The following is a 14,435-nucleotide window of genomic DNA, read 5'->3' on the forward strand; positions in this document are numbered from 1 at the left end:
CCATCGCAGGTCCCGACGACCATGTTCTGGTCCTTGACCTCGCTGTTGGGCACGATCTCCAGCGTGTAGGACGAAACCCCTTGGGCCTGGATCTTGGCCTCGATCTCGGCTTTCAGCTCCTCGCAAGGCTTGACGGCCGCCAGCGCAGACGTGGCGACAAGGGAAGCCAACACAGCGATAGCTACGCGAATCATGGAACGGCTCCTGGAAAGGGCAGTGGCGCTGCCGACGTTCTTTAGACTACAGCAAACCACCACCGTTGCACCGTTTCACCCCACCAATGCCGCATCCAGGCTGATCTTCGCATTCAAAACCTTGGACACCGGGCAGCCTTCCTTCGCCTTGTTGGCAATCTCCAGGAACTGAGCCTCGCTGGCCCCAGGTACCTTGGCCCTGAGCACCAGATGCACCGCGGTAATGGCAAAACCGTCAGCTTGCTTGTCGAGCGTCACCTCTGCAGCCGTGTCGATCCGCTCTGCGGTAAGCCCCGCCTCGCCGAGCATCATGGATAGCGCCATCGAGAAACAACCGGCATGGGCCGCGCCAATCAGCTCCTCCGGGTTGGTGCCGGGTGTGCCCTCGAAACGTGTGTTGAAGCCATAAGGGTTCTGCTTGAGTGCGCCGCTTTCGGTAGAAAGCAGGCCTTTTCCATCCTTCAGGCCACCTTGCCAGATCGCCGATGCTGTCTTTTTCATGATGCCTCCTGGTCACTGGGTTGCTTACCTAGGGTTCAGAGGCCTGCCGCCCGCCGCAAGTTCAGAGCAATATGCTTGCAGGCATTGAATCCAACGAACGCGCCCATACAGAGTCAAAAAGGCCTCTGGCCAATCACTTTTGCGGAGGCTCCATGACGCAGCTGCGTGACCTGAAGATTTCCACCCTGGACCTGGTGCCCGTACGCGCCGACGCTGGCCCCGCGCAATCGCTGCGCAACTCGCTGGACCTGGCGCAGCATGTCGAGCGCTTTGGCTATAACCGCTTCTGGGTGGCCGAGCACCACAACATGGACGGCATCGCCAGTTCGGCGACTGCGGTGCTGATCGGCTACCTGGCCGGGGGGACCTCACGTATTCGCGTGGGCTCTGGCGGGGTGATGCTGCCCAACCATGCGCCACTGGTGATCGCCGAGCAGTTCGGCACCTTGGCCAGCCTGTATCCGGGGCGTATCGACCTTGGTCTGGGGCGTGCGCCGGGTTCGGACCAGATGACGGCCTATGCCCTGCGACGCGACCGCGCTGGCGGCCCGGACGACTTCCCGGACGATGTCGAGGAGCTTTCGCGCTACCTCGGGCCACGCACTGATGATCAAAAAGTGATCGCCGTACCGGGGTACGACACCGACGTGCCGATGTGGTTGCTGGGATCCAGCCTGTTCAGTGCCCAGCTGGCGGGCATGCGCGGCATGCCCTACGCCTTCGCCTCGCATTTCGCGCCACGCTACATGCACGAGGCCATTCGCGTGTACCGCAACCATTTCAAGCCCTCGACCACGCTGGACAAGCCGTATGTGATGCTGGGCATTCCCATGGTGGTGGCGCAAACCGACGAGAAGGCCGAATACCTGGCCACCTCGGTCTACCAGCGCATCCTGGCGCTGATTCGTGGACAGAGCCTGATGCAGAAGCCACCCGTGGAAAGCATGGATGGGCTGTGGTTGCCCCATGAGCGAGAGACGGTGGGCAGCTTCCTGGGGCTGGCCATGATCGGCAGCCCGCAGAAGGTAAAGGCCAAGGTAGAAGTGCTGCTGGAACAGACGGGTGCGGATGAGCTGATCTTTACCTGTGACCTGTATGAGCATGCGGACCGCATTCGGTCATATGAGCTGACGGCGCAGGCCCTCAAGACCGAGTGACCCTCGTCGCGGGCTCGCCCGCTCCCATAGGTTGACTTGGGAGCGAGCAAGCCCGCGAATGAGCAAACACATTAGCCGCGGCGGTAAACAATCTCCTTGGTACCGGCCTCGCAGCTACCAATCACCTTGCCCGCCGGCTCGCCTTTCTTGACGATCTCCAGCTTGTAGCCAGTGACGCCCTTGGCATCCAGCTTGGCCGCAATTTCCGCCTTCAGTTCCTCGCACGGTTTGCCCGCTGCCAGCGCACCACCGGCCAGGGTCATCAGGCCCAGCGCCAGAATCAGTTTGTTCATCACTCGCGTTCCTTGTGCAGATGAAATCAGAAGGGGCCCCACCAAGGCGCCCCTTTTCTGAATACCTCATCACGCCGGGATCATACAACCCGACGTTGTTTCAGCTATTGGCGATACGGAAGCCGACCTTCAGCGTGACCTGGAAGTGCGCCGCTTTGTTGTCGCGGATATGGCCGCGGGTATCGACCACTTCGAACCATTCCAGGTGCTTGATGCTTTTAGCGGCTTCGGCCAAAGCATTGTTGATCGCCTCTTCGATACTGGTGGGCGAAGACCCGACAAGTTCGATTTTCTTGTAGGTGTGATGATCGGTCATGAGTGCTCTCCATGGGTGACAGTGAGATTCAGCCTAGCAGCGCAGGCCTGGTTTACCTGCGAGCGGTCACTGTCAGCGAAAGTTCGATCGCACTTTCACGCAGCCCAAGGGTCGCAATCTTACAGCCCATACTGCAAAGGAGAGTCAACATGCACCGCAACTCGCTGCGTAAAACGTCCCTGGAAAGCATGGAAGCGGAGATCGAGAGCCTTCTGAAAAGCTTGGAAAACCTCAAGCATGATGCGTCGGAAGAGTCCCAGAAGTCGGTGAAGGCAATCCGCAGCAACGCTGAAAGCGCACTGCGTCATTCGCGCAGCCTACTGAGCGATGCGTACGAGGAAGTGAAGCAGCGCACCCGCCAGACCGGCAAAGCCACCCGGGACTACGCCCAGGAACACCCCTACACCACCGCCGGTGTGGCCATTGGTGCGCTGGGCCTGCTGGCGGCCTACCTGATATGCAAGCGAAACTAAGCGCTCTGCCGCGCAAGTTCCGCCCTTAACCACTGCGCCAACTGCTCGGCGCGCCCGTCTGCGGCGCGCCGTGGCACCCACAATGCCAGCGCCGCCTGGGTAGGTGAAAAGCCCCAAGGCGCACTCAAACGGCCCGCCCGCAGGTCATCAGCGACGAGCGGCTGCGGTGCTATCGCCACGCCCAATCCGGCCACGGCAGCCTCCAGCAGGTAATACAGGTGCTCGAAGGCCTGGCCATAGTGAATGGCCGCCGGGTCCAGGCCCTGTTGCACCGCCCAGGTCGGCCAGGCTTGTGGGCGTGACGTGGTGTGCAACAAGGCTTCGCCCAGCAGTGCCTTGGCGGGTGCGCCCTGCAAGCGCTGGAAGCCTGCGAAATGCGGGCTGAGCACCGGCCCGATGCATTCCTCGGCCAGCACATGCACCTGCATGTCCGCCGGCCACGGTGGCTCGGCATACACCAGCAACGCATCCAGCCCAGGCCGCCGCGGGTCAAGGTCGCCCTCACCCGCCGACAGGTGCAAGCGCAGCTCAGGCAGATCCGCCTGCAACCGGCCCAGCCGCGGGATAAACCACCGCGCCAGCAGGCTGCCCGAGCAGCCCAGCACGAATGGCGCCTCGCTCACATCACGGCTGAGCTCGGAACACACGCTGCGCAGCCGGTCGAAGGCCTCACCGCTGGCATCGCGCAGACGCACACCGGCATCTGTGAGTTTGATGCCACGCCCGTCCTTGACGAACAGGGCTACGCCCAGATGCTCCTCAAGCACCTTGATCTGCCGGCTGACAGCGCCGTGGGTGACGTGCAGCGCTTCCGCCGCCTGGCTGACACTGTTCAGCCTGGCTGCAGCCTCGAAGGCGCGCAGGGCATTGAGGGGAGGGAGGTCGTGGGCCATTTTACCTGTGAGTTTTCCTGACAAGTTTACGCAATCTTATCGGTTTTCAGCCGAGCTTGCCGTGGTTAGAGTAAAGCCCATCACTCATTCACTACGCCTTGGAGCGCCCCATGACCCAGTCCCAATACCGCCCCGGCCCCGACGCCAATGGCCTGTTCGGCTCGTTCGGCGGCCGCTACGTGGCCGAAACCCTGATGCCACTGGTGCTGGACCTGGCCCGCGAATACGAAGCGGCCAAGGCAGACCCTAAGTTCCTTGAAGAGCTGGCTTACTTTCAGCGCGACTACATCGGTCGCCCCAACCCGCTGTACTTCGCCGAGCGCCTGACCGAGCATTGCGGCGGGGCGAAGATTTTCTTCAAGCGTGAAGAGCTCAACCATACCGGCGCGCACAAGGTGAACAACTGCATCGGCCAGGTGCTGCTGGCCAAGCGCATGGGCAAAAAGCGCCTGATCGCCGAAACCGGCGCCGGCATGCACGGTGTCGCCACCGCCACCGTCGCCGCGCGCTTCGGCCTGCCTTGCGTGATCTACATGGGCGCCACCGACATCGAGCGCCAGCAGGCCAACGTGTTCCGCATGAAGCTGCTGGGCGCCGAGATCGTGCCGGTTACCGCCGGCACCGGCACCCTGAAAGACGCCATGAACGAAGCCCTGCGTGACTGGGTTACCAACGTCGAAGACACCTTCTACCTGATCGGCACCGTGGCTGGCCCACACCCGTACCCCGCCATGGTCCGCGACTTCCAGTCGATCATCGGCAAAGAGACCCGTGCCCAGTTGCAAGAGAAGGAAGGCCGTCTGCCAGACAGCCTGGTTGCCTGCGTCGGCGGTGGCTCCAATGCCATGGGCCTGTTCCATGAGTTCCTCGAAGAGCCGAGCGTGCAGATCATCGGCGTTGAAGCCGGTGGCCACGGCGTACACACCGACAAGCACGCCGCCAGCCTGAACGGCGGCGTACCGGGCGTGTTGCACGGCAACCGCACCTACCTGCTGCAGGACCAAGACGGCCAGATCACCGATGCCCACTCGATTTCCGCAGGCCTGGACTACCCGGGCATCGGCCCGGAGCACGCCTATCTGCATGAGGTGAAGCGCGTCGAGTACGTCAGCATCACCGATGACGAAGCATTGGATGCGTTCCACGCAACCTGCCGTCTGGAAGGCATCATTCCAGCCCTGGAAAGCTCCCACGCCTTGGCCGAAGCGATCAAGCGCGCACCGAAGCTGCCCAAGGACCACCTGATGGTCGTGTGCCTGTCGGGCCGCGGCGACAAAGACATGCAAACCGTCATGAACCACATGGCCGCCCAGGAGAAACAGGCATGAGCCGTCTTGAACAACGCTTCGCCGAGCTGAAGGCCGAAGGCCGCTCGGCACTGGTCACCTTCGTCACAGCTGGCGACCCGGGCTACGACGCCTCGCTGCAGATCCTCAAGGGCCTGCCGGCTGCTGGCGCCGACGTGATCGAGCTGGGCATGCCGTTCACCGACCCGATGGCCGATGGCGTGGCCATCCAGCTGGCCACCCTGCGCGCCCTTGAAGCTGGCCAGACCTTGGCCAAGACCCTGCAGATGGTTCGCGAATTCCGTGTGGATAACCAGACCACGCCGATCGTGCTGATGGGTTACTACAACCCTATCCACCGCTTTGGCGTGGACACGTTCGTGGCTCAAGCCAAGGAAGCGGGCGTCGATGGCCTGATCATCGTCGACCTTCCGCCAGAGCACGACGCCGAACTGGCTACCCCGGCCCAGGCCGCAGGCATCGACTTCATCCGCCTGACCACCCCGACCACCGACGACGCGCGCCTGCCGCGCGTGCTGGAGCGCAGCTCCGGGTTCGTCTACTACGTGTCGGTGGCTGGTGTGACCGGTGCCGGTTCGGCGACCACCGAGCATGTGACCGAAGCCATTGCCCGCCTGCGCCGGCATACCGATCTGCCGATCAGCGTTGGCTTCGGCATTCGCACGCCGGAACAGGCTGCGAACATTGCCCGCTTGGCGGATGGTGTGGTGGTGGGCTCGGCACTGGTCGACAAGATCGCCCAGGCCAAAAGCGCCGATCAGGCGGTGACCGATGTATTGAGCCTGTGCTCGGCATTGGCTGAAGGGGTGCGTGGCGCACGCCGCTAAACCGCGTCGTCTGCTTCGCGGGTAAACCCGCTCCTACGGGGCCAGTGCCACCCTCTGGCTCTGCGATATCGTTGTAGGAGCGGGTTCACCCGCGAAGAGGCCAGCACAGGCAACCCCCGCCTAGCCCCCAAAAACCGATAGATTCAATGGCCGCACGGCCCCCATCCAGATCGCATGATCCCGGTGATCCGCCAGTTCATCCCCGGTTTCCGGATGCATGAATACCACCAGGCCCTTGCGGTACAGCGCCAACCAAGGCAAAACCACCCCCACCACTTCCGGCCCGAACGCCAGCTGGCAACTCCAGTCCGGATGCGGCCCAACCGGTTTCTGATGCATGCGCCCCATGGTCACCGGGAACAGCCGCGCCGCCTCCTCGCACAGTTCGCGGGCCTGCTCCATGGTGGCTGCGTCGTAATAAACGTGGGCGTGATAACCCTTGATCCTCTGCACGATAACTCCTGATTGCGGTCCAACCATCACCACCTGCAACGGGAGTGATGCAGTGAAAAACGCCGAAACCCCAGTGTTCAAACTGGTCCTGTTCGGGCCTGAAAGCAGCCTGGGCAATGCCCTGATGGTCGAGCTGCTGTCGCGCCAGCACGAAGTCATCGCCGTGGTCGACGACCTCAACCGCCATTCGCCGCGCCCGGGCCTGCACTTCAAGATAGGGGGGCTGGGTGATGCCCACCAGGCGGAGCAGGGCGCAGCGGGCGGCTCGGCGGTGATCGCCCTGTTACCAGCGCTGGCGCCGGGTGACCTGCCGGGGCAGGCACGCTTGAGCGAGGCGCTGGTGGCGGGGCTTGCGCGTACGACTATACGCCGGCTGCTGCTTGTGGGCGATTTCGATGTGCTGGATGAACCGGGCAAGTACAGCGAGGTGGAGCGGGAATGCGTGGCCCAGGTGGTTGATGGGTTGCAGCGCAGTGCCTTGCACTGGACGCTGATCAATGCACCGCAGGAACTGGCCGGGTTGGGCATGGAGCATTTTCGCAGTACCGAAGGCACGCTGGAGCCTGGGCTGGCTGAGCCGTTGCGGCGCTTGTCCAGGATCGCAGCGGGGATGGTGGACATGCTGGAGCTGGACTTGCACCGGGGCGAGCACCTGAACTTCGTGGTCTAAATTGCCGGGGGCTGCTGCGCAGCCCATCGCGACGCAAGGCCGCTCCCACATGGGCCGGCATGTGCAGTGTCTTTCTGGGAGCGGCCAAAATCTCGTAATAGCCGCGTTTCGAGCGCAAACTCCCCTCCAGCGGCCGACACAGCAACCCCCACATGGGCCGGTGTGCGCAGTGCCACTGTGGGAGCGGCCTTGTGTCGCGATGGGCCGCAAAGCGGCCCCAAAATCTCAAAGGCTGCGCTCCTGCTCCAACCAATCCACGAACCGCTCGATCAACGCCCCACGCCGCTTGCGCGGCGGTAAGACTACGTAATAGCCGCGTTCCGAGCGCAAACTCCCCTCCAGCGGCCGACACAGCAACCCTTGCTCCACCAACCCGTCCACCAGGTGCGCCCAGCCAATCGCCACCCCTTGCCCGGCAATCGCTGCCTGAATCAGCAAGGTATAGTTATCAAACCGCAGCTGCCCCGCCGGCGGTGAGCTTTCCACACCAAACCCACGAAATACCCCCGCCCAGTCAAACCAGCGGCTGGCCTGCTCGCCCTTCAAATGCAGCAGCGGCAATCGTTGCAAAGCCACAGCTGACAAGGCTTTGCCATGAGTCAGATGGGGGCTGCACACCGGGAACACTTCCTCATCGAATAGCCAGCGGCTTTCTCCTTGGTGAAAGCGTCCATCGCCAAACAGCACCGCCACATCAATGTCCGGGCGCAACATGCCCTGGCTGCGCTCACCCGTCACCAGACTCACATCCACCTGTGGATAAGCCTCATGAAAGCGCTGCAGCCTTGGCATCAGCCAGAACGCCGCAAAGGCAAAGTCGGTGGCGACCTGCAGCACTTCGCGCTGGCCGCGCCCGCCGGCCTGGGCAATACCGTCATCCATGGACTGCAGCCCCTGATGCACCTGTTCGAACAGCAACTGGCCAGCCTCGGTCAGCTCGATGCCCCGGTAAATGCGGTCAAACAGGCGCGTGCCCAACTGTGCCTCCAGGCGCTTCACCTGCTGGCTCACTGCCGGCTGCGTGGTACCCAACTCCAGCGCCGCAGCGGTAAAGCCACGCAGGCGCGCAGCAGCCTCGAATACGCGCAAGGTATCCAGCGACAACCCGGCAAGGTGCTCAAACATAAGCTTGGCTAATCCCAGTCATTGCCCGCCATGGGCTTTACCCATGTTATCCACAGTCGCATCTTGGTAGGCAAGCGGTTCGCATAACTCTCAACGATGGAAGCCACCATGACGCGTCCGAATATCCTGTTCATCATGGCCGACCAGATGGCCGCGCCCTTGCTGCCGATCTACGGCCCTTCGCCCATCAAGATGCCGCACCTCGGCCGCCTGGCCGAGCAAGCCGTGGTGTTCGACTCGGCCTACTGCAACAGCCCACTGTGCGCGCCATCACGCTTCACCCTGGTCAGCGGTCAGTTGCCCAGCCGCATTGGCGCCTACGACAACGCGGCCGACTTCCCTGCCGATGTGCCGACCTACGCCCATTACCTGCGTCGCCTGGGCTACCGCACCGCGCTGTCGGGCAAGATGCACTTCTGCGGCCCGGACCAGTTGCACGGCTATGAAGAACGCCTGACCAGCGACATCTACCCGGCCGACTACGGTTGGGCGGTGAACTGGGACGAACCCGATGTGCGTCCAAGCTGGTACCACAACATGTCCTCGGTGCTGCAGGCCGGTCCATGCGTGCGCACCAATCAGCTGGATTTCGACGAGGAGGTGGTGTTCAAGGCGCGCCAGTACCTGTACGACCATGTGCGCGAAAACGATGGCCGGCCATTTTGCCTGACCGTTTCGATGACGCACCCGCACGACCCCTACACCATTGCCAAACGCTACTGGGACCGCTACGAAGGTGTGGATATCCCCATGCCCCGTGCCGAGTTCAGCCAGGCAGCACTCGACCCGCATTCGCAGCGCCTGCTGAAAGTCTACGACCTGTGGAACAAGCCACTGCCTGTGGATAAGGTTCGTGATGCCCGCCGCGCCTACTTCGGCGCGTGCAGCTATATCGATGACAACATCGGCCAATTGCTGCAGACCCTGGAGGAATGCAACCTGGCCGATGACACACTGATCGTGTTTTCCGGCGACCACGGCGACATGCTTGGCGAGCGTGGCCTCTGGTACAAAATGCACTGGTTCGAAATGTCGGCGCGGGTGCCGCTGCTGATCCATGCGCCGAAGCGCTTCGCAGCGGGCCGGGTCACTGCCTCGGTGTCGACCTGCGACCTGTTGCCAACCTTGGTCGAACTGGCTGGCGGCGCTGTGGATAAAGACCTGCAGCTGGACGGCCGCTCACTGCTGGGCCACCTGCAAGGGCAGGGCGGTCACGACGAGGTGATCGGCGAGTATATGGCCGAAGGCACCGTCGGCCCGCTGATGATGATCCGCCGCGGGCCCTACAAGTTCGTGTACAGCGAAGACGACCCATGCCTACTCTATGACCTGAGCCGCGACCCGCACGAGCGGGAGAACCTCACCGGCAGCCCGGACCACCAGGTGCTGCTGCAGGCATTTGTCGATGAAGCACAACAGCGCTGGGACATCCCCAGCCTGCGCCAGCAGGTGCTGGCCAGCCAGCGCCGCCGCCGGCTGGTGGCCGAAGCGCTGGCCATCGGCAAGCTGAAAAGCTGGGATCACCAACCACTGGTGGATGCCAGCCAACAGTACATGCGCAACCACATCGATCTCGATGACCTCGAGCGCAAGGCACGTTATCCACAGCCCGCCCCCCTGGATTGAGAAGAGAGGCCGCCATGCACAAGTTCTCCGCCGCCGTGTTCGTCCTGGCCCTGAGCGCCACCACGGCCCACGCCGCAGACAGCGATGCGCAATGCAGTACCGTGAAAATGGCCGACCCCGGCTGGAGTGATATTGCCTCGACCAATGCCGTGGCACGCCTGTTACTGGAAAGCCTGGGTTACCAGGTGAAGATCGACAGCCTGGCCGTACCGATCATCTACGGCGGCCTCAAGGACGGCCAGGTCGACGCCTTCCTCGGCAACTGGATGCCGGCGCAGCAAGGCTTCCATGACAAGTTCATCGCCAACGGCGATGTGCAGCAGCTGTCGCGCAACCTGGAGGGAACCGAGTTCACCCTCGCAGTGCCCGACTATGTGTGGAATGCCGGGGTGAAGGACTTCGCTGACCTGCAGAAACACGCCGGGCAGTTCGACAGAAAGCTGTACGGAATCGGCTCCGGCGCCCCGGCCAACCTGTCGCTCAAGGCAATCATCGACAAGAATGAATTCAACCTCGGCCAGTGGAAGCTGGTGGAGTCCAGCGAGCAGGCGATGCTGGCCCAGGTCGACCGGGCGGTGAAGAAGCAGCAATTCATCACCTTCCTTGGCTGGACCCCGCACCCGATGAACGTGAAACTGAAAATGCATTACCTGACCGGTGGGGAAAAGTGGTTCGGCAGCAAGGGCGAGGTATACACGCTGACGCGCAAGGGTTATCCACAAGCCTGCCCGAATGCCGCGAAGCTGCTGGGTAACCTCAAGTTCACACTGGACATGGAAAACAGCATCATGGCCGAGGTGGTAGACAAGAAGATCAGCTTCGATGAAGCGGCCAAGGCCTGGGTGAAAGCGCATCCTGAACGGTTGGATGGGTGGTTGGCCGGAGTTACCACCAAGGCCGATGGGGATGCCCTGGAGGCCGTCAAAGCCAAACTGTAATCTCACAAAGCAACACACCAACCCTGTGGGAGCGGGCGCGCCCGCGAACACCGGCAAAGCCGGTGCCAAGCAACGCGTTGGCTTTTTCGCGGGCATGCCCGCTCCCACAGGGCTTGGCGACCCCTTAAGGATTGTGGATAACCCATGCATCGCCTCTCTTTACTGCTGCCCTTCCTCACCTGGCTTCCCCGCCAATCGGGCCGCAGCCTGCGCCAGGACCTGCTGGTAGGCCTGAGCGGCGCCATCCTCGCCCTGCCGCAATCCATCGCCTACGCCCTGATCGCCGGCCTGCCCGCCGAATACGGGCTTTACGCCGCCATCGTGCCGGTACTGATCGCCTGCCTGTGGGGTTCTTCCTGGTACCTGATCTGCGGCCCGACCGCTGCCATTTCCATCGTGCTCTACGCCAGCATCAGCTCGCTGGCCGTGGCCGGCAGCGCTGACTACATCACGCTGGTGTTGCTGCTGACCTTCCTCGGCGGCATTTTCCAGCTGCTGCTCGGGCTATTGCGCTTCGGCGCGCTGGTCAACTTCGTCTCCCATTCCGTGGTGCTCGGCTTCACGCTGGGTGCCGCCATCGTCATTGCCTTGGGCCAGCTACCCAACCTGCTGGGCATGGCCCTGCCCAGCCAGGCCACCGCGCTGATGACCGTACAGGACCTGGCCAGCCACGCAGGCGAGGTCGACCTGCCTTCCTTGCTGCTGGGCCTGGCCACCGTAGTGATCGGTGTGGCCTTCAAACTCTGGCGCCCACGCTGGCCGAGCCTGTTGATAAGCCTGATCCTGGTCAGCTTGCTGGCCTGGCTGATGCCGGGCTTCTTTGGCCATGTACCGCGGGTGGCAGCGTTCACCGGGCAACTCCCGCCTTTCAGCCCGCTGCCTTTGCTGGACGTGGAGCTCATGTTGCGTCTGCTGCCCAGCGCTGTGGCGGTAGGCATGCTGGGGTTGGTCACCAGTCTGTCGATTGCCCGTTCGTTGTCGGCACGTTCAGAACAACTAATCGACCCGGACCAGGAAATACGCGCACAGGGCCTGTCGAACATTGCCGGTGCATTTTTCTCTGGTTACCTGTCTGCCGGTTCCTTCACCCGCTCGGGCCTGAGCTACGAGGCGGGCGCCCGCTCGCCCATGGCCGGGGTGTTTTCAGCGCTGTGGGTGGCGTTGTTCGCGGTGACCGGCGCCGGCCTGATCGCGCACCTGCCGATACCGGCCATGGCCGGCAGCATTCTGCTGATCTGCTGGGGGTTGGTGGACCACCGAGGGATCCGTGCATTGTTCCGGGTCAGCCGCTCGGAGTTTCTGGTGATGGCGCTGACGGCTGCAGCGACATTGCTGCTGGAGCTGCAGACAGCCATCTATGCCGGCGTGCTGGCTTCGCTGTTCTTCTATTTGAAGCGCACCTCACGACCACGGATCCAACAAAGCCGTGAAGGGGACGCGGATGTATTGCGGGTAGGTGGGTCGATTTTCTTTGGTGCGGCGCATTACCTACAAGTGCGCTTGCAGCGCTGCCAAGGGCCGCATGTAGTGATCGATGCCCGGCAGGTGAATTTCATCGATTACTCGGGTGTGGACATGTTGCACCGCGAGGCGCGGCGGTTGCGGCGATTGGGGGGGAGTTTGACCTTGCACCGGGCCAGGCCGCAGGTGATCGAGGAGTTGCAGAAGCTGGAAGGGGTGGAGTTGTGCCCGATCCGGTTTGAGGAATGAGGTTGGGATTCTGGGGCTGCTTTGCAGCCCATCGCGACGCAAGGCCGCTCCCACAGAGGATCGGCGTACGACGTACTTTGTGGGAACGGCCTTGCGCGCGATAGGGCCGCCAAGCGGCCCCGGCCATCTCAGCCCCGAGCGAGTTGCCGGCGCAGTTCAGCCAACACCGGCGCCGTATCCGGCCTCACGCCACGCCAGATAAAGAAGGCTTCAGCCGCCTGCTCAGCCAGCATCCCCAACCCATCCAGTACCTTGGCAGCCCCCAGCTTGGTAGCCCACTGGCAAAACGGCGTCGGCTCCTTGCCATACATCATGTCGTAGCAAACCGTACGACCCGCCTCGACCAGGCTGTCGGCAATCGGTGGCAATTCCCCGACCAGGCTCGCCGAGGTGGCGTTGATGATTACATCCACAGGCTCCTGCAACCAGGCAAATCCGCTGGCCACCACCGGCCCCAGTTCATCGAACTCGCGCGCCAGCTGCTCGGCCTTTTCCACGGTACGGTTGGCAATCACCAGCGACTGCGGCTTGTGCGCCAGAATAGGCTCCAGCACGCCGCGCACGGCGCCACCGGCACCGAGGATGAGAATGCGCTTGCCCGCCAGCTCGACCCCGGCATTCACCGTCAGGTCGCGCACCAGGCCAGCGCCGTCGGTGTTGTCGCCCTGCAGGGTGCCATCAGCCAGCTTGCTCAGCGTGTTCACTGCGCCTGCGCGCCGGGCACGTGGGGTCAGGCTGTCGCACAGGCGGAAGGCCTCTTCCTTGAACGGCACGGTGACATTGCCGCCACTGCCTTGCTTGAAGAAGCCGCGCGCGCAGTCGCTGAACTCGTCCAGTGGCGCCAGCAGCGTGGCATATTCCAGGTCCTGACCGGTCTGCTCGGCGAACAGGCGGTGGATCAGCGGCGACTTGCTGTGGCCGATGGGGTTACCAAAAACGACGTACTGGTCCATGACGGCTCCTTGTTTATCCACAGGCTTACTGGCCGAGCCAGTCGCGGTCTTGCAGGAAGTACTCTGTCAGGCGCGCTTCTTCACTGCCGGGCGCGGCCTTCCAGTCATAGCCCCAACGCACCTGCGGTGGCAGCGACATGAGGATGGATTCGGTGCGGCCACCGGACTGCAGGCCGAACAGGGTGCCGCGGTCATAGACCAGGTTGAACTCCACGTACCGGCCACGGCGGTATTCCTGGAACTCGCGCTGCTGCGGGGTGTAGGGCGTGTTCTTGCGGCGCTGGACGATTGGCAGGTAGGCGTCGACGAAGGCATCGCCGATGGCGCGGATGAAGGCGAAGCAAGTGTCGAAGTCCCACTCGTTCAGGTCATCGAAGAACAAGCCGCCGATACCGCGTGGCTCGCCACGGTGCTTGAGGTGGAAGTAGCGATCGCACCAGGCTTTGTAGCGCGGGTACACGTCGGCGCCAAACGGCGCGCAAGCCTGCTCGGCCACTCGGTGCCAGTGAATGCAGTCTTCTTCGTTGCCATAGTATGGCGTCAGGTCAAAGCCGCCGCCAAACCACCATACGGCCTCTTCACCTTCCTTTTCGGCGATGAAGAAGCGAACGTTGGCGTGGGAAGTGGGCACATGCGGGTTGTGCGGGTGTATCACCAGCGACACACCCAAGGCTTCGAAGCCACGGCCTGCCAGTTCGGGACGGTGGGCACTGGCCGACGGCGGCAGGCCGCTACCAAACACATGGGAGAAGTTGACCCCACCTTTTTCGATCACTTTGCCCTCACCGATAACCCGCGTGCGGCCCCCGCCACCGGCTTCGCGCACCCAGGCGTCCTCGACGAAGCGGGCACCGCCGTCTTCTGTTTCGAGGGCAGAGCAGATGCGGTCTTGCAGGTCGAGCAGGTAGGCTTTCACGGCCTCGGTGCGGCTAGTCATCGGGTCACCAGGAACGGGCAGGGAAGAATTCGCCGCGTAGCATACCACCGCCAGCGCGCGCG

The 14,435-nt window shown here is 62.9% G+C and carries 17 protein-coding genes; 8 read left to right on the top strand and 9 right to left on the bottom strand.

All coding sequences use genetic code 11. The annotated features are described in order from the left end of the window. Positions 1-194 (bottom strand): DUF1161 domain-containing protein (locus tag N5D53_RS13130; RefSeq protein WP_279840425.1); only part of this gene is annotated, 194 nt, incomplete at its 3' end. A gap of 75 nt (positions 195-269) precedes the next feature. Then, a complete protein-coding gene (locus N5D53_RS13135) occupies positions 270-695 on the bottom strand; it encodes an OsmC family protein (RefSeq protein WP_003253070.1) in 426 nt (141 codons plus the stop codon). A 152-nt stretch (positions 696-847) separates the two neighbouring features. Between N5D53_RS13135 and N5D53_RS13140 the strand changes: the two genes are divergently transcribed. After that, on the top strand, positions 848-1,852 hold the full coding sequence (locus N5D53_RS13140) for an LLM class flavin-dependent oxidoreductase (RefSeq protein ID WP_279840426.1): 1,005 nt from the start codon (positions 848-850) through the stop codon (positions 1,850-1,852). Between the two features lie 71 nt (positions 1,853-1,923). On the opposite strand, the gene N5D53_RS13145 is transcribed toward N5D53_RS13140, so the two are convergent. Both N5D53_RS13145 and N5D53_RS13150 read right to left on the bottom strand, forming a co-directional pair. Beyond that, complete coding sequence (locus tag N5D53_RS13145) at positions 1,924-2,145, bottom strand: DUF1161 domain-containing protein (protein ID WP_020191565.1); 222 nt, start codon at positions 2,143-2,145, stop codon at positions 1,924-1,926. 100 nt (positions 2,146-2,245) lie between these two features. Further along, a complete protein-coding gene (locus N5D53_RS13150) occupies positions 2,246-2,461 on the bottom strand; it encodes a dodecin (RefSeq protein WP_104960532.1) in 216 nt (71 codons plus the stop codon). A 149-nt stretch (positions 2,462-2,610) separates the two neighbouring features. On the opposite strand from N5D53_RS13150, the gene N5D53_RS13155 reads away from it, so the two are divergent. Continuing rightward, entirely contained in the window at positions 2,611-2,934 is a 324-nt protein-coding gene (locus N5D53_RS13155; protein ID WP_014589231.1) for a DUF883 family protein, read from the top strand. Here N5D53_RS13155 and N5D53_RS13160 read toward each other — a convergent pair. Continuing rightward, positions 2,931-3,827: a LysR family transcriptional regulator gene (locus N5D53_RS13160; RefSeq protein ID WP_129931866.1), complete on the bottom strand. Its 897-nt coding sequence runs from the start codon at positions 3,825-3,827 to the stop codon at positions 2,931-2,933. The genes N5D53_RS13155 and N5D53_RS13160 overlap by 4 nt on opposite strands. Before the next feature lie 110 nt (positions 3,828-3,937). Here N5D53_RS13160 and trpB point away from each other — a divergent pair, with 110 nt between their 5' ends. Then, positions 3,938-5,155, top strand: a complete 1,218-nt coding sequence (gene trpB, locus N5D53_RS13165) for a tryptophan synthase subunit beta (protein ID WP_010951489.1) — start codon at positions 3,938-3,940, stop codon at positions 5,153-5,155. After that, positions 5,152-5,961, top strand: a complete 810-nt coding sequence (trpA, locus tag N5D53_RS13170) for a tryptophan synthase subunit alpha (RefSeq protein ID WP_020189869.1) — start codon at positions 5,152-5,154, stop codon at positions 5,959-5,961. The genes trpB and trpA overlap by 4 nt, the downstream gene beginning before the upstream one ends. 120 nt (positions 5,962-6,081) lie before the next feature. On the opposite strand, the gene N5D53_RS13175 is transcribed toward trpA, so the two are convergent. Further along, positions 6,082-6,414, bottom strand: a complete 333-nt coding sequence (locus tag N5D53_RS13175) for a DOPA 4,5-dioxygenase family protein (protein ID WP_020189868.1) — start codon at positions 6,412-6,414, stop codon at positions 6,082-6,084. A gap of 52 nt (positions 6,415-6,466) precedes the next feature. Here N5D53_RS13175 and N5D53_RS13180 point away from each other — a divergent pair, with 52 nt between their 5' ends. Further along, positions 6,467-7,084 (top strand): NAD(P)H-binding protein, encoded by a 618-nt coding sequence (locus N5D53_RS13180; protein WP_020189867.1) that lies wholly within the window; start codon positions 6,467-6,469, stop codon positions 7,082-7,084. Positions 7,085-7,309: 225 nt separating this feature from the next. Here N5D53_RS13180 and N5D53_RS13185 read toward each other — a convergent pair whose 3' ends face one another. Further along, entirely contained in the window at positions 7,310-8,209 is a 900-nt protein-coding gene (locus tag N5D53_RS13185) for a LysR family transcriptional regulator (RefSeq protein WP_064492532.1), read from the bottom strand. A 108-nt stretch (positions 8,210-8,317) separates the two neighbouring features. On the opposite strand from N5D53_RS13185, the gene betC reads away from it, so the two are divergent. From betC to N5D53_RS13200, 3 genes are all read left to right on the top strand, one after another. Then, positions 8,318-9,835, top strand: coding sequence for a choline-sulfatase (gene betC / locus N5D53_RS13190; RefSeq protein WP_143495421.1), 1,518 nt, complete (start codon positions 8,318-8,320; stop codon positions 9,833-9,835). Between the two features lie 14 nt (positions 9,836-9,849). Continuing rightward, positions 9,850-10,773: a choline ABC transporter substrate-binding protein gene (gene choX / locus N5D53_RS13195; RefSeq protein ID WP_129931863.1), complete on the top strand. Its 924-nt coding sequence runs from the start codon at positions 9,850-9,852 to the stop codon at positions 10,771-10,773. Between the two features lie 144 nt (positions 10,774-10,917). Then, positions 10,918-12,483 carry a SulP family inorganic anion transporter gene (locus N5D53_RS13200; protein WP_279840428.1) on the top strand — a complete coding sequence of 522 codons (1,566 nt, stop codon included), beginning with the start codon at positions 10,918-10,920 and terminating at the stop codon, positions 12,481-12,483. Positions 12,484-12,611: 128 nt separating this feature from the next. On the opposite strand, the gene aroE is transcribed toward N5D53_RS13200, so the two are convergent. Further along, the gene (gene aroE / locus N5D53_RS13205) at positions 12,612-13,436 is read right to left on the bottom strand and encodes a shikimate dehydrogenase (RefSeq protein WP_279840429.1); all 825 of its coding nucleotides are present in this window, start codon (positions 13,434-13,436) and stop codon (positions 12,612-12,614) included. Between the two features lie 25 nt (positions 13,437-13,461). After that, a complete protein-coding gene (hemF, locus tag N5D53_RS13210; protein ID WP_104960527.1) occupies positions 13,462-14,373 on the bottom strand; it encodes an oxygen-dependent coproporphyrinogen oxidase in 912 nt (303 codons plus the stop codon). Positions 14,374-14,435: the final 62 nt, after the last annotated feature.

The organism is Pseudomonas sp. GD03862 (genome assembly GCF_029840855.1).
Taxonomy (GTDB): domain Bacteria; phylum Pseudomonadota; class Gammaproteobacteria; order Pseudomonadales; family Pseudomonadaceae; genus Aquipseudomonas; species Aquipseudomonas alloputida.